Source organism: Dryocola clanedunensis (assembly GCF_038405435.1).
Lineage (GTDB): Bacteria > Pseudomonadota > Gammaproteobacteria > Enterobacterales > Enterobacteriaceae > Dryocola > Dryocola clanedunensis_A.
The window spans coordinates 83,035-107,578 of sequence record NZ_JBBYHZ010000005.1 but is presented as its reverse complement, the minus strand read 5'-3'; the positions used below and the strand labels follow the sequence as shown (position 1 = coordinate 107,578).

General features: G+C 57.2%; 25 protein-coding genes and 1 tRNA gene. 19 read left to right on the top strand and 7 right to left on the bottom strand.

Translation table 11 applies throughout. From position 1 onward, the window contains the following. Nucleotides 1-146: 146 nt before the first annotated feature. The 4 genes from AAE045_RS13315 to AAE045_RS13300 form a co-directional block, all read right to left on the bottom strand. Complete coding sequence (locus AAE045_RS13315) at nucleotides 147-686, bottom strand: DUF2058 domain-containing protein (RefSeq protein ID WP_455548149.1); 540 nt, start codon at nucleotides 684-686, stop codon at nucleotides 147-149. A 235-nt stretch (nucleotides 687-921) separates the two neighbouring features. Continuing rightward, a complete protein-coding gene (locus AAE045_RS13310) occupies nucleotides 922-1,353 on the bottom strand; it encodes a hypothetical protein (RefSeq protein WP_202303209.1) in 432 nt (143 codons plus the stop codon). 540 nt (nucleotides 1,354-1,893) lie between these two features. Continuing rightward, nucleotides 1,894-1,968 (bottom strand) — tRNA-Arg (locus AAE045_RS13305). An 81-nt stretch (nucleotides 1,969-2,049) separates the two neighbouring features. Next, nucleotides 2,050-3,000: a formate/nitrite transporter family protein gene (locus AAE045_RS13300; protein WP_455548293.1), complete on the bottom strand. Its 951-nt coding sequence runs from the start codon at nucleotides 2,998-3,000 to the stop codon at nucleotides 2,050-2,052. Nucleotides 3,001-3,215: 215 nt separating this feature from the next. Between AAE045_RS13300 and ccmA the strand changes: the two genes are divergently transcribed. From ccmA to mlaA, 9 genes are all read left to right on the top strand, one after another. After that, nucleotides 3,216-3,824, top strand: coding sequence for a cytochrome c biogenesis heme-transporting ATPase CcmA (ccmA, locus tag AAE045_RS13295; RefSeq protein ID WP_455548148.1), 609 nt, complete (start codon nucleotides 3,216-3,218; stop codon nucleotides 3,822-3,824). Then, nucleotides 3,821-4,480 (top strand): heme exporter protein CcmB, encoded by a 660-nt coding sequence (gene ccmB, locus AAE045_RS13290; protein ID WP_455548147.1) that lies wholly within the window; start codon nucleotides 3,821-3,823, stop codon nucleotides 4,478-4,480. Before ccmA ends, ccmB begins: the two co-directional genes overlap by 4 nt. 77 nt (nucleotides 4,481-4,557) lie before the next feature. Beyond that, nucleotides 4,558-5,295 (top strand): heme ABC transporter permease, encoded by a 738-nt coding sequence (locus tag AAE045_RS13285; protein WP_455548146.1) that lies wholly within the window; start codon nucleotides 4,558-4,560, stop codon nucleotides 5,293-5,295. Then, nucleotides 5,292-5,501, top strand: coding sequence for a heme exporter protein CcmD (gene ccmD / locus AAE045_RS13280; protein ID WP_455548145.1), 210 nt, complete (start codon nucleotides 5,292-5,294; stop codon nucleotides 5,499-5,501). The genes AAE045_RS13285 and ccmD overlap by 4 nt, the downstream gene beginning before the upstream one ends. Beyond that, entirely contained in the window at nucleotides 5,502-5,981 is a 480-nt protein-coding gene (gene ccmE, locus AAE045_RS13275) for a cytochrome c maturation protein CcmE (RefSeq protein WP_455548144.1), read from the top strand. Then, a complete protein-coding gene (locus AAE045_RS13270; protein ID WP_455548143.1) occupies nucleotides 5,978-7,930 on the top strand; it encodes a heme lyase CcmF/NrfE family subunit in 1,953 nt (650 codons plus the stop codon). Before ccmE ends, AAE045_RS13270 begins: the two co-directional genes overlap by 4 nt. Further along, entirely contained in the window at nucleotides 7,927-8,484 is a 558-nt protein-coding gene (gene dsbE, locus AAE045_RS13265) for a thiol:disulfide interchange protein DsbE (RefSeq protein ID WP_455548142.1), read from the top strand. Before AAE045_RS13270 ends, dsbE begins: the two co-directional genes overlap by 4 nt. Then, a complete protein-coding gene (locus AAE045_RS13260) occupies nucleotides 8,481-9,566 on the top strand; it encodes a cytochrome c-type biogenesis protein CcmH (protein ID WP_455548141.1) in 1,086 nt (361 codons plus the stop codon). The genes dsbE and AAE045_RS13260 overlap by 4 nt, the downstream gene beginning before the upstream one ends. A gap of 14 nt (nucleotides 9,567-9,580) precedes the next feature. Then, nucleotides 9,581-10,339, top strand: coding sequence for a phospholipid-binding lipoprotein MlaA (mlaA, locus tag AAE045_RS13255; RefSeq protein ID WP_455548140.1), 759 nt, complete (start codon nucleotides 9,581-9,583; stop codon nucleotides 10,337-10,339). Between the two features lie 60 nt (nucleotides 10,340-10,399). Here mlaA and fadL read toward each other — a convergent pair whose 3' ends face one another. Then, nucleotides 10,400-11,722: a long-chain fatty acid transporter FadL gene (fadL, locus tag AAE045_RS13250; protein ID WP_455548139.1), complete on the bottom strand. Its 1,323-nt coding sequence runs from the start codon at nucleotides 11,720-11,722 to the stop codon at nucleotides 10,400-10,402. A gap of 372 nt (nucleotides 11,723-12,094) precedes the next feature. Between fadL and AAE045_RS13245 the strand changes: the two genes are divergently transcribed. The 4 genes from AAE045_RS13245 to sixA all read left to right on the top strand — a co-directional run bounded on the left by AAE045_RS13245 (nucleotide 12,095) and on the right by sixA (nucleotide 16,794). Further along, nucleotides 12,095-12,379, top strand: coding sequence for a YfcZ/YiiS family protein (locus tag AAE045_RS13245; RefSeq protein WP_455548138.1), 285 nt, complete (start codon nucleotides 12,095-12,097; stop codon nucleotides 12,377-12,379). A 245-nt stretch (nucleotides 12,380-12,624) separates the two neighbouring features. Beyond that, on the top strand, nucleotides 12,625-13,935 hold the full coding sequence (gene fadI, locus AAE045_RS13240; protein ID WP_455548137.1) for an acetyl-CoA C-acyltransferase FadI: 1,311 nt from the start codon (nucleotides 12,625-12,627) through the stop codon (nucleotides 13,933-13,935). Next, a complete protein-coding gene (gene fadJ / locus AAE045_RS13235) occupies nucleotides 13,935-16,094 on the top strand; it encodes a fatty acid oxidation complex subunit alpha FadJ (RefSeq protein WP_455548136.1) in 2,160 nt (719 codons plus the stop codon). Before fadI ends, fadJ begins: the two co-directional genes overlap by 1 nt. Before the next feature lie 211 nt (nucleotides 16,095-16,305). Then, nucleotides 16,306-16,794, top strand: coding sequence for a phosphohistidine phosphatase SixA (gene sixA / locus AAE045_RS13230; RefSeq protein WP_455548135.1), 489 nt, complete (start codon nucleotides 16,306-16,308; stop codon nucleotides 16,792-16,794). 132 nt (nucleotides 16,795-16,926) lie between these two features. Here sixA and smrB read toward each other — a convergent pair whose 3' ends face one another. Then, nucleotides 16,927-17,478: an endonuclease SmrB gene (gene smrB, locus AAE045_RS13225; RefSeq protein ID WP_455548134.1), complete on the bottom strand. Its 552-nt coding sequence runs from the start codon at nucleotides 17,476-17,478 to the stop codon at nucleotides 16,927-16,929. Nucleotides 17,479-17,648: 170 nt separating this feature from the next. Between smrB and prmB the strand changes: the two genes are divergently transcribed. The 6 genes from prmB to AAE045_RS13195 all read left to right on the top strand — a co-directional run bounded on the left by prmB (nucleotide 17,649) and on the right by AAE045_RS13195 (nucleotide 22,273). Beyond that, nucleotides 17,649-18,581, top strand: a complete 933-nt coding sequence (gene prmB / locus AAE045_RS13220) for a ribosomal protein L3 N(5)-glutamine methyltransferase (protein WP_455425283.1) — start codon at nucleotides 17,649-17,651, stop codon at nucleotides 18,579-18,581. Nucleotides 18,582-18,678: 97 nt separating this feature from the next. Beyond that, nucleotides 18,679-19,764, top strand: a complete 1,086-nt coding sequence (gene aroC, locus AAE045_RS13215) for a chorismate synthase (protein ID WP_455548133.1) — start codon at nucleotides 18,679-18,681, stop codon at nucleotides 19,762-19,764. A gap of 4 nt (nucleotides 19,765-19,768) precedes the next feature. Then, nucleotides 19,769-20,593: a penicillin-insensitive murein endopeptidase gene (mepA, locus tag AAE045_RS13210; RefSeq protein ID WP_455548132.1), complete on the top strand. Its 825-nt coding sequence runs from the start codon at nucleotides 19,769-19,771 to the stop codon at nucleotides 20,591-20,593. A gap of 11 nt (nucleotides 20,594-20,604) precedes the next feature. Further along, a complete protein-coding gene (locus tag AAE045_RS13205) occupies nucleotides 20,605-21,402 on the top strand; it encodes a sulfite exporter TauE/SafE family protein (protein ID WP_455425280.1) in 798 nt (265 codons plus the stop codon). 16 nt (nucleotides 21,403-21,418) lie between these two features. Next, complete coding sequence (locus tag AAE045_RS13200) at nucleotides 21,419-21,967, top strand: elongation factor P hydroxylase (RefSeq protein WP_455548292.1); 549 nt, start codon at nucleotides 21,419-21,421, stop codon at nucleotides 21,965-21,967. Between the two features lie 27 nt (nucleotides 21,968-21,994). After that, complete coding sequence (locus AAE045_RS13195) at nucleotides 21,995-22,273, top strand: YfcL family protein (protein WP_455548131.1); 279 nt, start codon at nucleotides 21,995-21,997, stop codon at nucleotides 22,271-22,273. A gap of 135 nt (nucleotides 22,274-22,408) precedes the next feature. On the opposite strand, the gene mnmC is transcribed toward AAE045_RS13195, so the two are convergent. After that, nucleotides 22,409-24,409, bottom strand: a complete 2,001-nt coding sequence (gene mnmC, locus AAE045_RS13190; protein ID WP_455548130.1) for a bifunctional tRNA (5-methylaminomethyl-2-thiouridine)(34)-methyltransferase MnmD/FAD-dependent 5-carboxymethylaminomethyl-2-thiouridine(34) oxidoreductase MnmC — start codon at nucleotides 24,407-24,409, stop codon at nucleotides 22,409-22,411. Between the last annotated feature and the right edge of the window lie 135 nt (nucleotides 24,410-24,544).

Sequence of the window (24,544 nt, the reverse complement as noted above, 5' to 3'; positions counted from 1 at the left end):
CGACTCATTGCTACTTCTCAGATGCCAGATGCCAGCATCATTGATATCTGATCGGTGGGATTTAAACGTGCATGACTTAAGGTCAAAATTTGCAAAAGGGCAATGAAATAAAATCCATCGCCCTGCACATCTCTGTTAAATGCTAATTACCACATCAAATCATCAGGCACTTTAAAGTCCGCGTACGGATCTTCTTCATCCTGTTCTTCGGTGCTTAGCGCGCTGTTTAATACGATACTGCTCGCGTCACGCTGGGCAATTTTGTCGGCTACGCTTGCGGGGATAATTGCATACTCGCTGTCACCATTTTTATCTGTAGACAGTCGGGCAATGGCAAGGCGGCCGTTAATAAGCTGGGCCTGGGTTGCTTTATCCACGTAGACTTTTTTAATTAAATTATTGTCCGTGAAGTTATAGCCGATATCGCCTCTGGCAATAACGATTCTGTTCATTTCGATTAATTGCTTAACCTGAGCTTTAAATTCTTTCGCTAACGCGGCCTGCTTTTGCTGCTCGCTTAACTCTTTATCACGCTCAAGCTGCGCCTTCTTGTTCTCTTCAACGGCCTCTCTGGCCTCGCGCGCCTGAACGCGTGATTTTTTGGCCGTTTTTTGCACTTTGGCCATCTTCTTGCTGGTCACTAAGCCAGCTTTCAGCATCTGCTCTTGTAGGGTGAGTTTTGTCATGATCGTTTCTGAACCAGTTAAGTAATGCGGGGGATTATACCTTTAATCACCGGGACTGTGCCAGGTAACGACACCGGACGCGTAGAGCTGAGTACATAAGTCGATCAAAGCAGAAGCCCTGTAACGGATGATGGCTTTCCCTGCATTGGCTCAGAACATCGTTCCATGTGATTACCTGATGCACTAACCTCGGTGCCGCTTTGGCGGGCAACGCTTACCCGCCAACCAATCTCACCTATCCGCGCAGAAAGCGCGGTGCCTGTAAATCCTCGACCAGTTCATTAATCAGCTCAAACAGCATGCCGGTTAAGGCGCGGTTCACCTCAAGGGTATGGGCGCGGCTCAATAAAGTTTGCGTCAGCGCGTGGCAATACTGGCGTTGTATTTCTGAGTCGTGGTTCACCTGTATTTTCACTTCTTTATCGACGGTGAGGCGTTCTACCAGATACGCGGGCAGCGGCTGGTCAAAGGTCGTTTTCATCACTTCCAGACAGTGGGCGATGCGCCCGCAAAGCGCCTGTTGTTCGGTTGCTGTTTTGCATTCAATTAGCTCGTCGGCAAGGGATTCGCACACGTCCAGAAGCTGAAACAGATCCATGCTGGCGGTAATCGGGGAAAGCAGGGCGTCGTTTGGTTGCGGCTGAGAAATATTGTGAGTTGAAAGCATGATAGTGAACTCCGTAGAGAGTTATTTACATACCACCACTTGAGTTCCTACGCTCGGGGTGGTGGCGCTAACGGGGGTAGGAATACCAGACTCTCTACGATAGCTGGCCAACCCGAAGGTTGCCCCGTCAGCACCACCGTTGATAAGAATAAAGGTGTGTTGACGCCGCGACAATCAAAAAGAAACTAAGCTCCTGATTTCGCCGTAGAGAGTGTTCGGGTTCCTACGCCCGGCACCAGATTTTGCTGGTGCGCAGAAATCATACGCTCGGCGGTTTGCAACTGACAAGCAGAAAAATGGTGGTTACAGCGTTGCATTTTGGATGTGCGAAGAGGCTCGCAAACAACAAATTAAGACTGGACTCGTAGAGGGGATAAGCGGCAGCGTCATCCACCATTTGATTCATATTGTCGGAAGACGCTTCGCTTTTCCGACCTACAAACAGGGGATGTGAGCAGTCGTTGATATGTGAAAATATACCCGTGCAGGCTGATTTAACGGCGTTTTATAGAGTTGAGTAAACGAAAGGCTGTATTTGAATGGTGTCCCCTGCAGGAATCGAACCTGCAACTAGCCCTTAGGAGGGGCTCGTTATATCCATTTAACTAAGAGGACAAGCGGGCGTAGTATACCCGCTTTTCGGGCCGGGGTAAGGGGTTAACGGGTTGATTGCCTGAATCGTAACCAGTTTTCGTCTTACGCCTGCCGTTTGTTGCCTTTCCCTTCTTCCTCGCCGTTCTCCACTTCCGCTTTGCGCTTCGCTTTGGCTTTTGCTTCGGCTTTCTTCTTGTTGCTCATATCGTTGCGGATTTGCGCGTGGCTGATAAGCGCGAAAATAAACGTGCCGCCGCAGATGTTGCCCGCCAGGGTCGGCAGGGCGAAGGGCCAGAAGAAGTCGCTCCAGTGGAGGGTGCCGTTAAAGACCAGATAGAGGATCTCTACGGAGCCGACGACGATATGCGTTAAATTGCCCAGCCCCACCAGCCACGTCATGATAACGATCACCACTATTTTGGCCGAGCCAGCGGAAGGGAACATCCAGACCATAGTGGCGATGATCCAGCCGGAAATCATGGCGTTGGCGAACATCTCACCCGGCGTGTTGTGCATCACTTCCATGCCGATGGTCACAAACGCGTCCCGGGTTTTTTCATCGAATATTGGCATGTATTCAAATGCGTATGCCGCAAGCCCGGTGCCGATCAGGTTACCCAGCAGCACCATGCCCCATAAACGCAGCAGCAGCAGGAAGTTGCTGGCGCTGGGATTTTGCATGACGGGCAGCACCGCCGTGACGGTGTTCTCGGTGAACAGCTGCTGGCGGGCCATTATCACGATGATAAACCCGAAGGTGTAGCCGAGGTTCTCCAGCAGGAAGCTGCCCGGCACGCCTTCGAGATGGACGTGAAACACGCCCTTTGCCAGCAGCGATGCCCCCATAGACAGGCCAGCGGCGATGGCAGACCACAGCAGCGCCATGGCGTCGCGCTCCAGCTCTTTCTCCCCGTCCTGACGAATATGCTCGTGGATAGCCATCGCCCGGGAGGGCAGGTGATCCTCGTCCACGTCGATCTCTTTGCCGCTCGACTTCTCTTCGCTCTCCACCTCCAGTTCGTCGCTGGATTTGTCGATTTTATCTTCCTTCAGTTTGTCCATGTTAACGGGCGCTCCGCTTGAGTTCTGATAAGGTAAGCGTAGCGGCTTTTTTGCTGCGGCTCGCTAATTTCAGGAATCTGCCCAATCGTTGATCTCGTGGTTGGCCTTTACCTCTTTTGGAGTACCACTAAGTGCTTGTACGGCCTGGAGCACGGAGGATGATGTGCTATCATTCATTCCCCTAAAATTCGTAGCGATACTTCCTCATGCTTGAAGCCGTAAATTTGAGCTGCACCCGTGACGACCGTCTGCTGTTCAGCGCGCTGTCGTTTACCGTTAACGCGGGCGAAATGGTTCAGGTGGCAGGCGCGAACGGCGCGGGTAAAACATCCCTGCTGCGTATTCTTGCCGGGCTTTCTCAGGCCGAAGAGGGGGACGTTCGCTGGCAGGGCGAGCCCCTGCGGCGCGCCCGCGACCAGTTTCATGAGGATTTACTCTGGCTTGGGCATCAGCCCGGCATCAAAGCGGTGCTCACCGCTGTCGAAAACATTAATTTTTTTCATGCCGACAGCCCGGTCGACGCGCGCTGGGAAGCCCTGGCAGAGGCTGGCCTGCTGGGATTCGAGGACGTGCCGGTGAATCAGCTTTCTGCCGGACAGCAGCGCCGCGTGGCGCTGGCCCGTTTATGGCTCAGCTCCGCAAAACTGTGGATTCTGGACGAGCCGTTTACCGCCATTGATGTCGCCGGCGTGGAAAAGCTCACGCGGCAGATGGTGAGGCATACCGAAGCGGGTGGCATGGTCATTCTCACGACGCACCAGCCGCTGGCGCTGGCCTCCGTCCGCCAGGTTGTTTTACGGGAAGCGCAGGCATGATGGGGCGTATTTTTTTGCAGGAAATGCGGGTTGTCTTCAGAAAAAGATCTGAAATCGCCAATCCGCTGTGGTTTTTTATTATTGTTATCACCCTGTTTCCGCTGGGGATTGGCCCGGAGCCGCAGCTGCTGGCGCGCATTGCGCCCGGCGTTATCTGGGTTGCCGCGCTGCTGGCGTCGCTGCTGGCGATGGACAGGCTGTTCCGGGATGACTTCCTGGACGGCTCGCTGGAACAGCTTATGCTGTTGCCCGTCCCTTTACCCGTAGTGGTGCTGGCGAAAGTGACCGCTCACTGGGTGGTGACCGGCCTGCCGCTGTTAATCCTCTCGCCGCTGGCGGCGCTGCTGCTCGGCCTGGATTTTTACAGCTGGCAGGTGATGGCGTTAACGCTGCTGCTGGGCACGCCGACGCTGAGCTTTTTGGGCGCGCCGGGCGTTGGCTTAACGGTTGGCCTGCGGCGAGGCGGCGTTCTGCTGAGCCTGCTGGTGCTGCCGCTGACCATCCCGCTGCTGATTTTCGCCACGGCGGCGATGGACGCGGCGTCAATGCATTTACCCGTCGATGGCTATATGGCGATCCTCGGTGCGCTGCTTGCGGGCAGCGCGACATTAAGCCCGTTCGCTACGGCGGCGGCGCTGCGCGTGAGCGTGCAGTAAAACTAGAGTGTGTTGTAGGGTGGAAAAACGGCTGCGTCATCCACCATAAGACTTTTTAATTTGTGAGCAAACGGACAATGTGGAAAGCGCTACATCAACTGGCTAAGCCGGAACGGCTCTATCAGCTATGCGGGAAATTCGTGCCGTGGCTGGCGGTGCTCAGTGCCATTACGTTAATTGCGGGCTGCGTGTGGGGATTTGTCTACGCCCCCGCTGACTACCAGCAGGGACAGAGCTACCGCATCATGTATCTTCATGTCCCGGCGGCGATCTGGTCGATGGGTATCTACGGGTCGATGGCCGTGGCGGCGTTTATCGGGCTGGTCTGGCAGATGAAAATGTCCGATCTGGCCGTGGCAGCCATGGCGCCGGTCGGCGCGGTCTTTACCTTTATCGCGCTGGTGACCGGCTCGGCGTGGGGTAAACCAATGTGGGGAACCTGGTGGATCTGGGACGCCCGCCTGACCTCGGAGCTGGTGCTGCTCTTCCTTTATATTGGCGTCATCGCCCTTTATAACGCCTTCGATGACCGCCGCCTGGCCGGGCGCGCCGCCGGTATCCTCGTGCTGGTGGGCGTGGTAAACCTGCCCATCATTCATTACTCCGTGGAGTGGTGGAACACCCTGCATCAGGGGTCTACCAACATGCAGCAAAGCATCGACCCTTCGATGCGCACGCCGCTGCGTCTGACCATCGTTGGCTTCCTGCTGCTGTTTATCACCCTGACGCTGATGCGCCTTCGTAACCTCATCCTGCTTCAGGAGCGCCGTCGCCCGTGGGTGTTAGCGCTTGCAAACAAAGGGAGAAGCCTGTGACCAGTGCCTTTACCAGCTGGGCCGATTTTTTCGCCATGGGTGGCTACGCCTTTTACGTCTGGCTGGCCGTTGCCTTTACCGTGATTCCGCTGCTGGGGCTGGTGGTGCATACCGCATCCCGGCACCGCGCCATTTTAAATGACGTGGGTCTCCAGCAGGCGCGCGAACAGCGCATTCGTGCAAGAAAGCAAAGCGAGGGAGTGTAAGTGAACAGTCGTCGTAAAACCCGTCTCTACCTGGCCGTGGCCATACTGGTGGGGTTAGGGCTCACTATCTCGCTGGTGCTCTATGCGCTGCGCAGCAATATCGATCTCTTCTATACGCCGGGTGAAATCATCTACGGCAAGGGTGAAAGCCAGCAGCTGCCGGAAATCGGCCAGCGCCTGCGCGTTGGCGGCATGGTTCAGCCTGGCAGCGTTAAGCGCGATAGCAAAACCCTTAAAGTCAGCTTCAAGCTTTATGACATCAACGGCGTGGTGGACGTAACCTACGTCGGCATCCTGCCGGACCTGTTCCGGGAGGGCCAGGGCGTAGTTGCCCAGGGCGTGCTGGAAAAGGGCAATCTTATCGCCGCGAAAGAAGTGCTGGCGAAGCATGACGAAAACTACACGCCGCCGGAAGTCAAAGAGGCGATGAACAAAAATCACAAGCGTGCGCCGCAAATCTATAAGGACAATGCCTCATGATGCCTGAAGTCGGCAGTTTTTTGCTTTGCGTGGCGCTGGCGCTCTCCATCCTGCTGAGCGTATACCCGCTCTGGGGCGTGAAGCGTAACGATTTACGGCTGATGAACTCGGCGCGTCCGCTAGCCTGGGCGCTGTTCTTTACTATTCTCGCCTCATTTTTAGTGCTGGTGTATGCGTTTGTGGTTAACGACTTCACCGTGCTGTACGTGGCGAGCAACTCCAATACTGAGCTGCCGGTCTGGTACCGCGTGGCGGCGACCTGGGGGGCGCACGAGGGCTCGCTGATGCTCTGGGTGCTGCTGATGAGCACCTGGACATTTGCCGTGGCGCTGTTCAGCGAGGGAATGCCAAAAGATGCGCTGGCGCGGGTGCTGTCGGTAATGGGGATGATTAACTTCGGCTTCCTGCTGTTTATCATCTTCACCTCGAACCCGTTCACCCGCACGCTGCCGGACTTTCCCGTTGAAGGGCGAGACCTGAATCCGCTGCTGCAGGATATCGGGCTGATCTTCCATCCGCCGCTGCTGTATATGGGCTACGTCGGTTTCTCCGTCGCCTTTGCGTTTTCCATTGCCGCGCTGATGGCGGGTAAGCTGGATACCAACTGGGCGCGCTGGACCCGCCCGTGGACGCTGGCGGCCTGGTCGTTCCTGACTATCGGCATCGTTCTTGGCTCCGCCTGGGCCTACTACGAGCTGGGCTGGGGCGGCTGGTGGTTCTGGGACCCGGTGGAAAACGCCTCGTTCATGCCGTGGCTTGCGGGGACGGCGCTGATCCACTCCCTGTCGGTCACGGAAAAGCGCGGCAGCTTTAAGGCCTGGACGGTGCTGCTGGCGATTACCGCGTTCTCGCTTTGCCTGCTGGGGACGTTCCTGGTGCGCTCCGGCGTACTGGTTTCTGTCCACTCCTTCGCCTCCGACCCGGCTCGCGGCATGTTTATCCTCGCCTTCCTGGTCATCGTTATTGGCGGCTCGCTGCTGCTGTACGCGGTAAAGGGCAGCAAGGTGCGTTCGCGGGTGGGCAACGAACTCTGGTCGCGCGAATCTTTCCTGTTGGGCAATAACGTCCTGCTGATTGCCGCCATGCTGGTGGTGCTGCTGGGTACGCTGCTGCCGCTGGTGCATAAACAGCTTGGGCTGGGCAGCATTTCAATCGGCGAGCCGTTCTTTAATACGATGTTTACCGCGCTGATGGCGCCGTTTGCGCTGCTGCTGGGGATCGGGCCGCTGGTGCGCTGGCGTCGCGATGAGCCGCAGAAGCTGGTCAGACGGCTGGTTACCGCGCTGGTGATTACGGTTGTGCTGTCGCTTGCGCTGCCGTGGCTGATGCAGGATCGCGTAGAGGCCATGACCGTTGTCGGGCTGCTGATGGCGGTCTGGGTCTTTGTGCTGGCGCTGACCGAAGTGTACGGGCGCGCCACGCATCGCCGTGGGCTGCTGATGGGGCTGTGGAAATTACCGCGCAGCCACTGGGGCATGGTGTTTGGCCATCTTGGCCTGGCGGTGACGGTGGTCGGCATCGCCTTCAGCCAGAACTACAGCGTTGAGCGCGACGTGCGCATGAAGTCCGGCGACAGCATCGACATCCATCAGTACCACTTCGTCTTCCGCGACGTGCACGACCTGGCTGGCCCGAACTACAGCGGCGGCGTGGGGATTATCGACGTAACGCGCAACGGCAAGCACGAAGCTACGCTGCACGCGGAAAAACGCTTTTACAACAGCAGCCGCTCGATGATGACCGAAGCGGCTATCGACGGCGGCTTCACCCGCGATTTGTACGCTGCGCTGGGGGAAGAGCTGGACGACGGCAGCTGGGCGGTACGCCTTTACTACAAGCCATTCGTGCGCTGGATCTGGGCGGGCGGTTTGCTGATGACGCTGGGCGGCCTGTGCTGCCTGCTCGATCCCCGCTATCGCTCACGTAAAAAAATGGCGGAGGCCGCATGAACCGCAAAATATTGTACATCCCGCTGGTGCTCTTTTTACTGCTGGCGGCGGCGCTGCTGTGGCAGCTGACGCGTAATGCGCAGGGGGACGACCCGACGAATCTGGAATCCGCGCTGATTGGCAAGCCGGTGCCGGAATTCCGCCTTGAATCGTTAGACATTCCCGGCAAAACCTATGACCAGGCGGTGCTGACGGACGGCAGGCCGCTGCTGCTTAACGTCTGGGCGACCTGGTGCCCGACCTGCCGCGCGGAGCATCAGTATCTCAACGGCCTGAAGGCGCAGGGCATTCGCGTGGTGGGCATGAACTACAAAGACGACCGCCAGAAGGCGATAACCTGGCTTAACGAGCTGGGTAACCCCTATGCCCTGAGCCTGTTTGACGGCAACGGCATGCTGGGGCTGGATTTGGGCGTTTATGGCGCGCCGGAAACTTTCCTGATCGACGGCAAAGGGATCATTCGCTATCGCCACGCGGGGGATCTGAACGATCGCGTGTGGAATCAGGAGATTAAGCCGCTGTGGGACAAATACAACAAGGAGGCGGGGGCATGAAACGCTGTCTGTTACTGATTGCCGCGCTGCTGTTCTCTTTTTACGCCACCGCCGCCATCGACACTTATAAGTTTAAAGACGAAGCCCAGGAGCAGCAGTTCCGCCAGCTGACGGAGCAGCTGCGCTGCCCGAAATGCCAGAACAACAGCATTGCGGATTCCAACGCGATGATTGCTTCGGACATGCGTCTGAAGGTCTATGAGCTGATGCAGCAGGGCAAAAGCAAGCAGCAGATCATCGATTATATGGTCGACCGCTACGGCAACTTTGTGACTTACGAGCCGCCGGTTACCCCGTCGACCATTATCCTGTGGGTGCTGCCGGTGCTGTTTATTCTTGGCGGCATCGGGGTGATCGTGGTGCGCAGCCGCAAACGTCGGGTCTACTTCCGGGACGGGGTCGACGGCGATGACGCTGATGAACCGGCGGAAAAGGCCAGCTACTGGATATTCGTGCCCGGCGCGGTGATCCTGGTAGTTATCAGCGTTGGTGTTTATCTGAAAGTTTCCAGTATTAAACAGGTTCGCGAGTGGCAGCAGGTAACGGAACAAACGCCGCAGCTGCTGCAGCGCGTGATGAACCCTAAAGCGGAGCCGCTGAATATCGAGGATATGGCGCGTCTTGGGCTGGGCTTACGCACCCGTCTGCAGCAGGACCCTGACAATGTTGAGGGGTGGATGATGCTCGGGCGTATTGGTATGGTACTCAATAACGCAACTACCGCTACACAAGCCTTTGCCAGAGCATATAAACTGTCGCCGACCAACGGTGATGTAAAGCTGGGCTATGCTGAAGTATTGACCCGCTCGGGCGATCCGCAAGACAACCTGCTGGGGGGACGTCTGCTGCGGGAATTACTTAAGAGCGACCATGCCAACGTACGCGTGCTGAGTTTGTTTGCCTTCAACGCATTCGAGCAGCAGCAGTATCGCGAGGCGATTGGTGCCTGGCAGGTCATGCTGAAGCTGCTTCCTGCTGACGACCAGCGGCGCGCGGTCGTCGAGCGCAGCATCGCGCAGGCGCAGGAGCAGGCTCAGTCAGGCAAGGACATCACCGCACCTGAGAGCGTAAACGAACAATAACAGGGAGACGCATAATGAATTTTCGCCTGACCGGGCTGGCACTGGCCACCATGCTACTTGTAGGGTGCGCCAGTTCGACCGATCAACAGACGCAGGGCCGTTCGGATCCCTTTGAAGGGTTCAACCGCACCATGTACGACTTCAACTTTAACGTGTTGGATCCTTATGTGGTGCGTCCGGTTGCTGTGGTCTGGCGTGATTATGTGCCGCAGCCCGCGCGTAACGGGATAAGCAACTTCACCAGCAACCTCGAAGAGCCGGCCATCATGGCGAACTACTTTGTGCAGGGGAATCCGTACCAGGGGATGGTGCACTTCACGCGCTTCTTCCTGAATACCGTGCTGGGGATGGGCGGGTTAATCGACGTGGCAGGAATGGCGAACCCGAAACTGCAGCGCGAAGAGCCGCACCGCTTCGGTTCGACGCTTGGGCATTATGGCGTCGGCTACGGTCCGTACCTTCAGCTTCCTTTCTACGGCAGCTTTACGCTGCGTGATGAAGGCGGCGACAACGTGGATGCGCTGTATCCGGTGCTCTCCTGGCTGACGTGGCCGATGTCCGTTGGTAAATGGGCCATTGAAGGTATCGAAACCCGTGCGCAGCTGCTGGATTCCGACGGCCTGCTCAAACAGTCCTCCGATCCTTATATTCTGGTGCGCGAAGCCTATTTCCAGCGCCACGACTTTATTGCCAACGGCGGCAGCCTGACGCCGCAGGTGAACCCGAACGCGGCGCTGATTCAGGACGATTTAAAAGATATCGACTCGCAGTAATGTGCGAAGGCATAAAAAAAGGCGAACCTGGAGGTTCGCCTTTTTTGTTGCTGCTGGCTATCAGAACGCGTAGTTGAAGTTCATGCCGTACAGCCAGGCTTTCCCTTCGGAGCGGAAGGTATATGGCCCTTCGTTGATCTCTACGTGCTGACCGTGCATATAGGACACGCCCAGGTCTACGGAGGCATCGTCGTTAAACGCGTAGGTGGTACCCGCGCTCAGCCACAGACGGTCCTGATCCGGGATAGAGATGGAGCGGTTATCAGCCGGAACCGGGCTATCGTCGAATGCGATACCGGTACGGAAGGTCCAGTTTTTATCCATAAAGTAGGTGGTACCCAGCGCGATGCGGTAGGCATCCTTGAAGCTTTCTTCTTTATAGAACAGCGTCTGGCCGTTGTTGCCGGTTGCTTTCAGCTCCTGGAACTGGCTCCAGCTGGTATAGGTCACGCTGTAGTGGATAGCCCACTGCGGTGCGACTTTGTTATACCCGGACAGCTCCCACATTTCAGGCAGGTTCAGGGTCAGCGCGCCCGGAACGGTTTGTCCGTTGGTGCCGGCCGGTAGGCCAAAGTTAGACAGCAGCGGGTTATAGGCGGCCGGAAGGTTGCTCTTATAGTCGCCGTCGAAGTCGATTTTGATTTCTGAACGGTAGGTAAAGCCGTAGCGGTTGTCCTTATCGATTTCGTAAAGAATACCGGCGTTCCAGCCGTAGCCCCACTCGTCACCTTTCAGGTGGGCGATTTGGGTGTCGCCAGGGATCTGGGAAACCGGGCCTGCCAGCTGCGGCGGCAGGGCGCCAGACCCAGCGATGAGCTGAGGCAGGTCACCGGCGTAACGCTCGATTTTCGCTTTGGCGTATACAGCATCAAAGCCAACGCCGAAGCTCCAGTTATTGTTCAGGCGGTAAGCACCGCTCAGGTTCAGGTTCAGGGTGGTCAGGTCGGTTTTGCCGCCCATGGAGCCTGCGGTGTAGTCATCGGTAAATTCTGTTGCCAGACCATAGTTAGAGGTGACCGATGCCCCCCAACCAAATTGTTCGTTAATCGGCGCGACAAAGTGCAGGTTTGGTACCCAGGCGGTTGGCGCAATGTTATCTGCGTCAAGGCTGCGGCCTGAAGGTGAGGTGCCTGAAACATTTACGTCCGGGTCGATGAAGATCGCACCGCCCGAGAAAGAAGGGCGATCGAACATCATGATGGTGGCTGGGTTACGGCTGGCTGAGCCCGCGTTGTCCGCCACGGCACCTTCCCCCGAATACGCTCGGCCAAGGCCAGAGGAAGAGAACTCGTTTAATTGAAAGCCGGCGGCGTACGCCTGCGAGGAGACAATTGCCACTGCAACCGCGAGGGCTGACTTTGTAAACAGGTTTTTCTGGCTCATGACCAAAACCTCATAGATTTATTTTTATACAAACAATGTTACATGTAGTAACAGGAGCGCGAATAGTAGGGACTGATCCGTGTAAGAGAAATCTGACCAGTGGCGAGAGTATAGGTCTGACCAGATGGGATGTTGCAAGTTTGTTTCTAAAGTTTTTAAAGTTTGATCTTAAAAACGAGATCTGCCTGGCAAAATAGCGGCCAGGGCGCCCAGGCCAGAAGCATGAAATTTGTTTTAGATCATTTTTAAGTGTGATTTTGCTCCCCTGGCGCGCCAGATAATATTAACGGCTGGTGAGCATTCAACTGGGAGCGTAAAATAGACAGTAATTGTTGAATCCCTTCCCATCTTTAGATACAGAGGAAAATCATAATGAGTAAGAACAGCGCTGATGAAACCCCGGTTTGCTGCTGTATTGATGTCGGCTCCATCATTGATAATACCGACTGCATCGCAACCTACAGCCGCGTCTTTGACAATAAGGCCCAGGCAGAAGAAACGCTGGCCGCGCTAAGCGAGAAGGCCCGTGAAGTCGAGTCCGAGCCCTGCCAGATCGTCCCAACTTTCAAAGAAGTTGAGGGTGGCGTGCAGATGGATATCGACTTTGTCTTCAGCTGCCAGGCTGAAACCATGATCTTCCAGCTCGGCCTGCGTTAATTTTTTCTAACCACCCTATGCCCGAGCGGACGTAGGGTGGATAAGCGTCAGCGTCATCCACCGTAAAATTTGACCGATGACGCCAGCTTCATCCTGTGTCTTCATCTCCAATAATCCTGCGGTAAAGCGTGTCCCCCCTCCCAAATTTCTCCTCCCCCGGTTGGCTGAATGTAACTTTTTGGTTAAAACTGTGATCAGGTCCGACCACTAATTTATCTGCTTACATTTTTTAACAGGGGCGCGTTATGAGTAAGGCACTTCCGCTGGTTACCCGTCAGGGCGACCGCATTGCCATCGTCAGCGGTCTACGCACGCCGTTTGCAAAACAGGCGACAGCTTTTCACGGCATTCCCGCCATCGATCTTGGCAACATGGTGGTCAGCGAACTGCTGGCGCGCAGCGAGATATCCCCGGAAATCATTGAGCAGCTCGTTTTCGGCCAGGTTGTACAGATGCCGGAAGCGCCAAATATTGCCCGTGAAATCGTGCTCGGCACCGGCATGAGCGTGCATACCGATGCCTATAGCGTCAGCCGTGCGTGCGCGACAAGTTTCCAGGCCGTGGCCAACGTGGCGGAAAGTTTACTTGCCGGGACGATTCGCGCGGGGATCGCGGGTGGGGCAGACTCATCCTCCGTTTTGCCGATTGGCGTGAGTAAAAAGCTTGGCCGTACGCTCGTGGATGTGAACAAAGCCCGCTCGCTCGGACAGCGCCTCAAACTATTCTCTAAGCTTCGCCCACGCGACTTGCTGCCTGTTCCTCCGGCGGTAGCGGAATATTCGACCGGATTACGCATGGGTGACACCGCCGAACAAATGGCGAAGACGCACGGTATCACCCGCGAACAGCAGGATGCCCTGGCCCATCGTTCCCATATTCGTGCGGCGCAGGCATGGCAGGAAGGGAAGCTGTCGGAAGAAGTGATGACGGCGTTTATCTCGCCATATCGCCAGCCTTTCGCGGAAGATAACAACGTGCGCAAAGGTTCTTCACTGGAAGATTACGCAAAGCTGCGGCCTGCTTTCGATCGTAAACACGGCACGGTAACCGCGGCCAACAGCACGCCGCTGACCGACGGGGCCGCTGCCGTCATACTGATGACGGAGTCGCGTGCTCGTGAGATCGGCCTTAAGCCGCTTGGTTTCCTGCGCAGCTATGCGTTTACCGCAGTGGACGTCTGGAAAGACATGCTTCTTGGACCGGCCTGGGCGACGCCGCTGGCGCTGGAGCGCGCCGGGATCACGCTTGCCGACCTGACCCTCTTTGATATGCATGAAGCCTTTGCGGCGCAGACGCTTGCCAATTTGAAAATGCTTTCCAGCGAGCGCTTTGCCCGCGATGTTCTTGGCCGTGCTCATGCTACGGGAGAGGTGGACGATGCCAAATTTAACGTGCTCGGCGGGTCGATTGCCTACGGCCACCCGTTTGCGGCCACGGGCGCGCGTATGATTACCCAGACGCTGCATGAACTGCGTCGTCGCGGCGGTGGGCTTGGGCTGGTGACGGCCTGTGCCGCCGGTGGCCTGGGCGCGGCTATGGTACTGGAGGTCGAATAATGGAACAGACAAGCGCATTCACTCTGCACGTCCGTCTCGACAACGTGGCGGTGGTCACCATCGACGTTCCCGGCGAAAAGATGAATACCCTCAAGGCTTCGTTCGGCCCGGAGGTTCACGCCATCATTAAACAGGTTCGCGATAACCACAGTTTGCAGGGGCTGGTATTCATTTCCGGCAAGCCGGATAACTTTGTCGCCGGTGCGGATATCAATATGATTGCCGGCTGCCAGTCCGCCGCAGAAGCCCAGTCTCTGGCGCAGCAGGGTCAGCAGATAATGGCAGAAATTGCGGCTTTACCGATACCGGTGGTGGCCGCAATCCACGGCGCCTGCCTGGGCGGTGGCCTGGAGCTGGCGCTGGCCTGCCACGCGCGTATCTGCACCGACGACGAAAAAACGAAGCTGGGGCTGCCTGAAGTACAGCTCGGGCTGCTGCCCGGTTCCGGCGGCACGCAGCGTTTACCGCGTCTGGTTGGCGTAAGCAACGCGCTGGATATGATCCTGACCGGCAAACAGCTTCGTCCGCGCCAGGCGCTGAAGCTGGGCCTGGTGGACGACGTTGTTCCGCAATCTATTTTGCTGAATGCGGCAGTGGAGCTGGCCCTGAAAGGCCGCAAACCTTCGCGCGTTTTGCCCGTCCGGGAGCGTATTCTCGCCGGGCCGCTGGGGCGCTCACTATTGTTTAATCTCGTCGGTAAAAAAACCGAACAGAAAACCAAAGGCAACTATCCGGCGACGCGACGCATTCTTGACGTTATCAAAACCGGCTTAGAGCAGGGGAGCCACAGCGGCTACGAAGCGGAGGCAAAAGCCTTCGGTGAGCTGGCAATGACGCCGCAGTCCGCCGCGTTGCGCAGCATATTCTTCGCCAGCACGGAGCTAAAAAAAGAGCACGGCGGCGACGCCGAGCCTCGTCCGATTCATGCAGTCGGCGTGCTGGGCGGCGGCCTGATGGGCGGTGGCATTGCGTACGTTACGGCATCGAAAGGGCATCTTCCGGTGCGAATTAAAGATATCAGTAACGACGGCATCAACCACGCCCTGAAATACAGCTGGGATCTGCTGGATAAAAAGGTGCGCCGCCGTCATATGAAAGCGGCAGAGCGGCAGCGGGAAATGGCGCGTATCTCTGGCGGCACGGATTACCACGGCTTCAGCCATCGCGAAATCGTGGTGGAGGCCGTGTTCGAGGATTTAGCCCTGAAGCAGAAAATGGTGGCGGAAATTGAACGGTACGCCGCGGCGCATACCATCTTTGCCTCTAATACCTCTTCTTTACCGATTGCGGATATCGCCGCGAACGCCGCACGTCCAGAACAGGTTATCGGTCTGCACTACTTCAGCCCGGTGGACAAAATGCCGCTGGTGGAAGTTATTCCTCACGCCGGTACATCTGCGGAAACTATTTCCACAACGGTTGCGCTGGCGAAGAAACAGGGAAAAACGCCGATCGTGGTCGGCGACAGCGCCGGGTTCTACGTTAACCGTATTCTTGCACCTTACATAAATGAAGCCATGCGCTGCCTGGTGGAAGGGGAGCCGATCGAAAAGATCGACGAAGCCCTGGTGAAGTATGGTTTCCCCGTTGGCCCAATCCAACTTTTGGATGAGGTGGGAATCGACGTGGGGACTAAAATTAGTCCAATACTGCAAAACGCTTACGGCGATCGTTTTGCCGCTCCGCCTGCAATAGACGCAATTTTGAAGGACGATCGCAAAGGGAGAAAAAATGGGCGCGGTTTCTATCTTTATCCGGCGAAAGGGCGTAAAAGCAAAAAACAGGCCGACCCGGCAATTTATAAACTGCTGGGCGTAACGCCGAAAGGGCAGCTCGATCCGCAGGTTATCGCTGAGCGCTGTGTGTTAATGATGCTGAATGAAGCCGCTCGCTGCCTGGATGAAGTCGTGGTGCGCAGCGCGCGTGATGGCGATATTGGTGCCGTATTTGGTATAGGATTTCCACCTTTCCTTGGTGGCCCGTTCCGCTATATGGATAGCCGGGGCGCGGGTGACATTGTGGCCAGGCTCGAACGGCTGGCAGGGCAGTACGGGGAGCGTTTCACACCCTGTGACCGGCTGCGGCAGATGGCAGAGAACAACCTTACTTTCTCAGGAACAGTGAACCCTGCTGCGGAAGTTGGGGTCAAAGAAGCATGAGTTTCTCCTCGCCCCGGGCGAGGCAGCAACTCGGTGAATGGGCGCTGGTTGGTTAATGTGTAAACACTAATTGACTATACTTACAGCAATAAGGTAAAAAACAGCGTTTCATTCGATGTACGGATAAGGCACAATGCCCGGCTGCTGAATATATCCTCTGCTCTCATTGGGGATATGGCGCAGCATTCCTGGTTAACAAAAGCGGTGCAATATGCAAGTTTTTATCATGCGTCACGGCGACGCGGCACTCGATGCCGCCAGTGACTCGGTACGTCCATTAACCCAGTGCGGGTGTGACGAATCCCGGGTAATGGCGACCTGGTTGAAAGGTCAGGTAGCGGATATCGAACGTGTTCTGGTGAGCCCTTACCTGCGAGCTGAACAGACCCTGGACGTGGTGCGGGAAGCGCTTAACCTCCCGGAAAAAGAGGACATCCTGCAGGAGTTGACTCCGTGCGGTGATGTAGGCCTGGTGGGCGACTACCTGCAGGCCCTGGCCAGTGAAGGCGTTGAGTCAGCGCTGGTGGTGTCCCACCTGCCGCTGGTAGGTTACCTGGTGTCTGAACTCTGCCCTGAAGAGTCTCCACCTATGTTTTGTACCTCGGCAATCGCCAACGTCACGCTCGATCCGCAGACCGGAAAAGGCGTGTTCAACTGGCAGATGAACCCGTGCAACCTCAGGGTAGCGAAAGCTATCTGAGAGCCGTAAGCATGAAAAAAAGAGCCGCTATATGCGGCTCTTTCTGTTTTTGAGGTTCCGGTGAACAGGTTTTGAATTTCACCCTCTCCACGTGGGAGAGGGCCGGGGTGAGGGCACCAGACAACCCAGAAGTTAAGGCAGCTCCGGCGGCTGCCACTCTTCCACTTCAATCAGCACCAGCAGCGCCGCGTCGCCGCCGTACTCTTTCGGTGACTGATGGAAAGCCATCACGTGCGGATGCTGCGCCAGCCACAGCGGCGTCTGCTGCTTTAAAACATGCTTGCCGTGCCCGTGCATTACGCAGGCACAAAACACGTGCTCCCGGCGGCAGGCGGCAATCAGCGCGCCCAGCTCCTGCTTGGCCTGCAGCTGCGTTAACCCGTGTAAATCCAGAAACAGCTCGGGGGAGTAGTCGCCCCGGCGAATCTTCTTTAATTCAAAGTGGCTGACGTCCTCGCGGACATAGCGCGTAGGGCCTTCCGTTGCCAGGCGCGGCTGAAACTCATCGGAAAAGTAGTGGCTGGCGTCCGCCTGCTCCTGTAACAGCCGTTTCACCGGCACCTGCATGGCTTTTTTGCGCGCCGGGCGGTGAACAATGGTGTCCTGGGTGAGTTTTTTGGTGCCGCTCATCAGATCGCGGAAAAGGTTCTGATCGTCAGCGCTGAGCGGTGGTTTCTTCTTCATCTGTTTCTCGTCTCGCATCTGCTATGCCGCCAGTTTACCCGCTTTGCCGCCCATCGCTAAATAAAACGCGATTTTCCGCCCCGCCACGGCGATTGTCTGCTGATTTGTCGCGGTCTTCATGGCAAACTAATCGATTATTGTATTAGCGCGAACGGCCTGCGGAGGGCAACGTGGATAAAATTTTCGTCGATGAGGCAGTGAGTGAACTGCACACCATTCAGGATATGCTGCGCTGGTCGGTCAGTCGCTTCAGCGCCGCCAACATCTGGTATGGTCACGGCACCGACAACCCGTGGGATGAAGCCGTTCAGCTGGTGCTGCCAAGCCTCTATCTGCCGCTGGATATTCCTGAAGATATGCGCACCGCGCGCCTGACCTCCAGCGAGCGCCACCGTATCGTGGAGCGCGTGATTCGCCGCGTCAACGAGCGCATTCCGGTTGCCTACCTCACCAACAAAGCCTGGTTCTGCGGCCACGAATTCTACGTGGACGAGCGCGTGCTGGTGCCGCGTTCGCCAATCGGTGAGCTTATCACCAACCGCTTTGCGGGCCTGTTTGACGGCGAGCCGCAGCACATTCTGGATATGTGTACCGGCAGCGGCTGCATCGCCATCGCCTGCGCCTATGAGTTCCAGAATGCGGAAGTCGACGCGGTCGATATCTCCCTGGACGCGCTGGCGGTAGCAGAGCAGAACATTGCTGAGCACGGCCTGGAGAATCAGGTCACGCCAATTCGTTCCGACCTGTTCCGCGACCTGCCGAAGGTGCAGTACGACATTATCGTCACCAATCCGCCGTACGTGGATGCGGAAGATATGTCCGACCTGCCGGGCGAGTTCCGCTTCGAGCCGGAGCTGGGCCTGGCTGCAGGCAGCGACGGTCTGAAGCTGGCGCGCCGTATCCTGGCCTGCGCCCCGGATTACCTGGCGGACGGCGGCGTGCTGGTCTGCGAAGTGGGAAACAGCATGGTTCACCTGATGGAGCAGTACCCGGAGGTGCCGTTCACCTGGCTTGAGTTCGACAACGGCGGCGACGGTGTCTTCATGCTCACCAAAGCGCAGCTGATTGCGGCGCGCGAGCACTTCAGCATCTACAAAGATTGACCGCAGGCGGGCCGTAAGGCCCGTCTTCTTTTCGCCAACAGCGAAATCGATAGCCAACAACACAATCAAAAATGACAACGGTAAGGAGCCGTGAAAAATGGCAGGAAATTCAATCGGACAGGTTTTTCGCGTAACGACATTTGGTGAGTCTCACGGTATTGCGCTGGGCTGCATCGTGGACGGCGTACCGCCGGGCATTCCCCTGACGGAAGCAGACTTACAGCACGACCTCGACCGCCGTCGCCCCGGCACATCGCGCTACACCACGCAGCGCCGCGAGCCGGACCAGGTTAAAATCCTCTCCGGCGTGTTTGAAGGCGTCACCACCGGCACCAGCATCGGCCTGCTGATCGAAAATACCGACCAGCGCTCGCAGGATTACAGCGCCATTAAAGACGTGTTCCGTCCGGGCCACGCCGACTACACCTACGAACAAAAATACGGCCAGCGCGATTACCGTGGCGGTGGCCGTTCCTCTGCCCGTGAAACCGCCATGCGCGTGGCGGCGGGGGCCATTGCGAAAAAGTATCTGGCGCAGAAATATGGCATCACCATCCGCGGCTGTCTGACGCAGATGGGCGACGTGCCGTTAGAGATTAAGGACTGGGATCGGGTTGAGCAGAACCCGTTCTTCTGCCCGGACCCGGACAAAATCGAAACCCTCGACGAGCTGATGCGCGCCCTGAAAAAAGAGGGGGATTCCATCGGTGCGAAAGTCACCGTGGTGGCAGACAACGTGCCGCCAGGCCTTGGCGAGCCGGTGTTTGACCGTCTTGATGCGGATATCGCCCATGCGCTGATGAGCATTAACGCCGTGAAAGGCGTGGAAATCGGCGAAGGCTTCGGCGTGGTCAGCCTGCGCGGCAGCCAGAACCGCGATGAGATCACCAAAGAAGGCTTCCAGAGCAACCATGCGGGCGGCATTCTCGGCGGCATCAGCAGCGGCCAGCAGATTGTGGCAAACATGGCGCTGAAGCCCACTTCCAGCATTATGGTGCCGGGCCGTACGATCAACCGCGAAGGCGAAGAGGTCGAAATGGTGACCCGTGGGCGTCACGATCCGTGCGTTGGGATCCGCGCGGTGCCGATCGCGGAGGCGATGCTGGCGATCGTTCTGATGGATCACATGCTGCGTCAGCGCGCTCAAAACGCCGACGTGACACCACCTTTGCCACAGTGGTAATACGATGAAAAAAGCGCTCGTCGGTCTGCTGGCGCTCGTTGCCAGCAGCGTAACTTTTGCTGCCACCCCGTGGCAAAAAATCACCCATCCCGTGGCGGGCAGCGCGCAGTCTATCGGCTCTTTTGCCAACGGCTGCATCGTTGGCGCTCACGGGCTGCCGCCTGAAGATGCTAACTACCAGATTATGCGTCAGGATCAGCGCCGCTACTTCGGCCATCCGGATCTGGTGATGTTTATCCAGCGGCTGAGCAGCCAGGTTCACCAGCTTGGGCTGGGCACGGTGCTGATTGGCGATATGGGCATGGCCGCAGGCGGGCGCTTCAGTTCAGGACACGCCAGCCATCAGACCGGGCTGGACGTAGATATTTTCCTGCAGCTGCCGAAAACGCGCTGGACTTCGGCCCAGCTGCTCAGGCCGCAGGCGCTGGATTTAGTCGCAAGCGACGATAAACACGTTATCCAGCGTTTGTGGCAGCCGGAAATCGACAGCCTGATCAAACTTGCCGCGAAAGATAACGACGTCACGCGCATCTTCGTCAATCCGGCTATCAAACAGCAGCTTTGTCTGGATGCCGGTGCGGATCGCGACTGGCTGCGTAAGGTACGTCCGTGGTTTGCCCACCGCGCCCATATGCACGTTCGTCTGCGCTGTCCGGCAGACAGCCTCGAGTGCGTCGATCAGCCGCTGCCGCCTCCCGGCGACGGCTGTGGAGCCGAACTGCAAAGCTGGTTCCAGCCACCGCCGCCGGGCAGCAAGCCGCCGAAAAAGAAAACGCCGCCGCCGATACCGGCCTCTTGTCAGGCCCTGCTGGATAATCACGAAATCTGACGGATACCCTCATGGAATGGTTTTTAGTTTCTCCCCTGATGCTGGTGACGCTGTTCTTTGTCGCGCTGCTGGCGGGGTTTATTGATGCGCTGGCGGGCGGCGGCGGCCTGTTGACCGTGCCCGCGCTGCTGGCCGCCGGAATGTCTCCGGCCCACGCGCTGGCGACCAATAAGCTTCAGGCCTGCGGCGGGTCGGTCTCCTCCTCGCTCTATTTTATTCGCCGAAAAGTTGTCAGCCTTGCGGATCAGAAGCTCAATATTCTGATGACCTTCATCGGGTCAATGACCGGCGCGCTGCTGGTGCAGCACGTCAAATCAGACTTATTACGTCAGATCCTGCCGCTGCTGGTTATCGGCATTGGCCTGTACTTCCTGCTGATGCCGAAGCTGGGGGAAGAAGATCGCCAGCGCCGCCTGTACGGCCTGCCGTTTGCGCTGGTCGCCGGTGGCTGCGTTGGATTCTATGACGGATTTTTTGGGCCAGGCGCCGGTTCGTTTTACGCCCTGGCGTTTGTTACGCTGTGCGGCTTCAACCTGGCAAAATCTACCGCTCACGCCAAAGTGCTGAACGCCACGTCTAACCTTGGCGGGCTGCTGTTGTTTATCATCGGCGGGAAGGTGATTTGGGGTACCGGCTTTGTGATGATGGCCGGGCAATTTTTGGGCGCGCGCATGGGTTCGCGCCTGGTATTAAGCAAAGGGCAGAAGCTCATCCGGCCGATGATCGTGATCGTATCGGCGGTGATGAGTGCCAAACTATTATTCGACAGCCACGGAACGGAGATCCTCCACTGGATGGGGATAGCATGAGATGACTACAGCAAGTATGACGACTGAACACCACTATCAGCAGCTGATCGATATCTTCGACGGCTGTTTTAAAGATGATTTTAATACCCGTCTGATTAAAGGCGACGACGAACCGATCTATCTTCCCGCAGACGAAGAGCTGCCGTACAACCGTGTGGTGTTCGCCCACGGCTACTACGCAAGCGGGATGCATGAGATTTCGCACTGGTGCATCGCGGGGAAAGCCCGCCGTGAGCTGGTGGATTTCGGTTACTGGTACTGCCCGGACGGCCGTGATGCCGAAACGCAGAGCAGGTTTGAAGACGTGGAGGTTAAGCCGCAGGCGCTGGAGTGGCTGCTCTGCGTGGCGGCGGGCTTCCCGTTTAACGTCAGCTGCGACAACTTAAGCGGCGACGTCGACCCGGACAGAATTGCGTTCCAGCGTCGTGTACATGCCCAGGTGATGATTTATCTGGAGCAGGGCATCCCTGAACGCCCGGCGCGCCTGATGGCGGCGCTTCGTGACTATTATAAAACGCCGCCGGTGACAGCAGAGCTGTTCCCGTGGCCGGAAGATCTAAACTAATTACCTGCAAATGAGGAAAGACGTACGATGATCGCGGAATTTGAAACACGCATTCTGGCGCTGATTGATGGAATGGTTGAAGTGGCCAGTGATGACGAGCTGTTCGCCAGCGGATATCTGCGTGGCCACCTCACCCTGGCCGTGGCCGAAATAGAACACGGCGAAGACCACTCCCCGCAGGCGCTGCATACGGCCGTTTCCAGCAGTCTGGAAAAAGCGATTCAGGCGGGCGAGCTCTCCCCGCGCGACCAGTCCCTGGTGCTGGGGATGTGGGATAATTTGTATAAGCAGGCCGAGTTTAAGTAACCGGTGGATGACGCTGCCGCTTATCCACCCTACAGCATCCGTCCGCCAGGTCGGATAAGCGCGGCGTCAACCGAAAAATTCACCCATAACCCGCCATTATGGTAGGTCGGATAAGCGCAGCGTCATCCGACGAAGTTATTTAACCTCTCTGCCTTTCAACAGCTTCCGTACCCAGAACCGATTCGGGTTAATCGCCGCAAGCGTTGCGCTATCCAGCGGTATCGGCTCGTTGCTCATCTGCGCGGCTAAAACTTCCGCCGCCAGCGGGGCAGAGCACAATCCTCTTGAACCCAGCCCGGCGAGCATAAAGAGATTTCCATAGACCGGTGCGTTCACCGCGTTCTCTTTGCTGTGCACCAGCCCCGCGTAGCTTTCCAGCGTCTGCTCATAATCCGGCACGCTGCCGATAAGCGGCAAATGGTCGCGCGAGGCGCAGCGCACGCCGCAGCGGGCGTTACCAGCAGAAACATCTACCTCCTGCGGCCAGCCCTGCTCAGGCAGGCAGTTAATAAGCCGCTGGCGATTCTGCCGCTGGTCTTCCTCGTTGTACTGCATATCCTCCACGCCGCGATGGTAGCTCGCCCCGATGCAGTGCTGCTGGTTCGCCGGGTTTTGCGGCGTCAGGTAGCCGTCGTAGCACAGAACCTGGCGGAGCGAGGATAGCGCCGGGCCGGTGGGGATATGGCTCACCTGGCCGCCAACCGCAGACACCGGCAGCTTTTCTGCCTGCGAGAAATGGTTAACCTTGTGCCCGTTAGCCAGCACTACGGCGCTATGCCGCCGAGTCGGCTGCCCGGAAAACTCCAGCTGCCAGACATCTTCAGCTTTAATCAGCTTATTCACGTGATGACCAAAATGCACTTTCAGCCCCTGCTTACGGGCAAGTTCAATAGCGCCAGCGGTCAGCTGCGCGGGACAAAGCCAGCCGCCCAGCGGATAAGTGATGCCGCCACAGCCTGTCGGAACGCCGCTGATTTCGGTAACGGTTTGTTCATCCACGGCGCGGGCGATACCTTCAGGGAACTCAAGGCTCAGCATCTGCTCGATTTTATGGCGGCTTCGCTCATCCCAGCCAAGCTGGGTGACGCCGCACCAGTCGCGGTCGAACTCAACGGGCAGCGCATCGTAAAGACGGCGGGCGAAGGTGAAGGCCGTGGCGAAGAAGTCCGTCAGCGATGCGTCGTGAGTGCTCAGAAGAGGATAGAGGGCACCCTGGCGATTGCCGGATGCGCCAAGCGCCGGTTCGTCGTCTTCGCAGTAGAGCGCCACCTGCCAGCCGCGCCGAAGTAATGACAGGGAGAGCAGGGCGCTGGCAATCCCTCCGCCCACTATCGCGACCTCTTTACCCTGGGCGGGCGGACGGTTAAACCACGGCGTCTGTAAGCGGAGAGGAAGTTCCTGCTCCATGATCCCGGTCAGCATCGTGCGCTTACGCCCGAAGCCTTTGGTTTTGAACATCGTAAAGCCCGCGTCGATAAGCCCCCGGCGCACGAAGCCAGCGCAGGTAAAGGTGGCCAGGGTACCGCCCGGACGAGCCAGCTTCGCCATGGCATTGAACAGCTGGGGCGTCCACATATCCGGGTTTTTCGACGGAGCAAAGCCGTCCAGGAACCAGGCATCAACCTGCTTCGTTAAGGTGTCATCCAGCTGGGGGATAAGATCGTTAATATCCCCAAACCACAGATCGAGCGTGATTCGGCCTCCCGCCAGCAGCAGGCGATGGCAGCCAGAAAAAGGCTGCGGCCAGTTTTTTTGTAGCTCGGAAGCAAATTCAGCCAATTCTGGCCAGTGGCCGTGGGCGGTCTGTAAATCCGCTGCCGTGAGCGGGAATTTTTCGAAACTGATGAAGTGCAGACGCCGCAGCGTGGCATCAGGCTGTTTCTGGCAAAATTCATCGAAGGCCTGCCATAAAGTCAGGAAGTTAAGCCCGGTGCCGAACCCGCTTTCGCCAACCACAAACAGCGGGCGGTCATGCGTGGCAAAGCGCTCTGACAGACGATTTCCCTCAAGAAAGACATAACGAGTTTCTTCCAGTCCATTATCATTAGAGAAGTACACATCGTCGAATTCTCGGGATACAGGTGTACCCTCTTCGTTAAAGCCAAGGCTGGCGGATTGTATAGGGGAGTGTTTCACGTAAGTTACTCGTCTGGCAGGCTGTGAAAGGATCATAACGATGTGTGCGAAGCGGCGCAAATTTCGGGCCGATTTCGCTGATCGGACTTGTTCGGCGTACAAGTGTACGCTATTGTGCCAGTCGAAATCCTAATA

What these genes read in the sequence shown, in the direction of transcription:
- AAE045_RS13245 (WP_455548138.1), top strand. Translation starts at nt 12,095, where the DNA reads ATGAGTAAGAACAGCGCTGATGAAACCCCGGTTTGCTGCTGTATTGAT.
- fadJ (WP_455548136.1), top strand. Translation starts at nt 13,935, where the DNA reads ATGGAACAGACAAGCGCATTCACTCTGCACGTCCGTCTCGACAACGTG.
- AAE045_RS13260 (WP_455548141.1), top strand. Translation starts at nt 8,481, where the DNA reads ATGAAACGCTGTCTGTTACTGATTGCCGCGCTGCTGTTCTCTTTTTAC.
- AAE045_RS13315 (WP_455548149.1), bottom strand. Translation starts at nt 686, where the DNA reads ATGACAAAACTCACCCTACAAGAGCAGATGCTGAAAGCTGGCTTAGTG.
- AAE045_RS13310 (WP_202303209.1), bottom strand. Translation starts at nt 1,353, where the DNA reads ATGCTTTCAACTCACAATATTTCTCAGCCGCAACCAAACGACGCCCTG.
- fadL (WP_455548139.1), bottom strand. Translation starts at nt 11,722, where the DNA reads ATGAGCCAGAAAAACCTGTTTACAAAGTCAGCCCTCGCGGTTGCAGTG.
- fadI (WP_455548137.1), top strand. Translation starts at nt 12,625, where the DNA reads ATGAGTAAGGCACTTCCGCTGGTTACCCGTCAGGGCGACCGCATTGCC.
- smrB (WP_455548134.1), bottom strand. Translation starts at nt 17,478, where the DNA reads ATGAAGAAGAAACCACCGCTCAGCGCTGACGATCAGAACCTTTTCCGC.
- AAE045_RS13200 (WP_455548292.1), top strand. Translation starts at nt 21,419, where the DNA reads ATGACGACTGAACACCACTATCAGCAGCTGATCGATATCTTCGACGGC.
- AAE045_RS13205 (WP_455425280.1), top strand. Translation starts at nt 20,605, where the DNA reads ATGGAATGGTTTTTAGTTTCTCCCCTGATGCTGGTGACGCTGTTCTTT.
- aroC (WP_455548133.1), top strand. Translation starts at nt 18,679, where the DNA reads ATGGCAGGAAATTCAATCGGACAGGTTTTTCGCGTAACGACATTTGGT.
- ccmB (WP_455548147.1), top strand. Translation starts at nt 3,821, where the DNA reads ATGATGGGGCGTATTTTTTTGCAGGAAATGCGGGTTGTCTTCAGAAAA.
- dsbE (WP_455548142.1), top strand. Translation starts at nt 7,927, where the DNA reads ATGAACCGCAAAATATTGTACATCCCGCTGGTGCTCTTTTTACTGCTG.
- AAE045_RS13285 (WP_455548146.1), top strand. Translation starts at nt 4,558, where the DNA reads ATGTGGAAAGCGCTACATCAACTGGCTAAGCCGGAACGGCTCTATCAG.
- mepA (WP_455548132.1), top strand. Translation starts at nt 19,769, where the DNA reads ATGAAAAAAGCGCTCGTCGGTCTGCTGGCGCTCGTTGCCAGCAGCGTA.
- ccmA (WP_455548148.1), top strand. Translation starts at nt 3,216, where the DNA reads ATGCTTGAAGCCGTAAATTTGAGCTGCACCCGTGACGACCGTCTGCTG.
- mlaA (WP_455548140.1), top strand. Translation starts at nt 9,581, where the DNA reads ATGAATTTTCGCCTGACCGGGCTGGCACTGGCCACCATGCTACTTGTA.
- sixA (WP_455548135.1), top strand. Translation starts at nt 16,306, where the DNA reads ATGCAAGTTTTTATCATGCGTCACGGCGACGCGGCACTCGATGCCGCC.
- AAE045_RS13195 (WP_455548131.1), top strand. Translation starts at nt 21,995, where the DNA reads ATGATCGCGGAATTTGAAACACGCATTCTGGCGCTGATTGATGGAATG.
- AAE045_RS13270 (WP_455548143.1), top strand. Translation starts at nt 5,978, where the DNA reads ATGATGCCTGAAGTCGGCAGTTTTTTGCTTTGCGTGGCGCTGGCGCTC.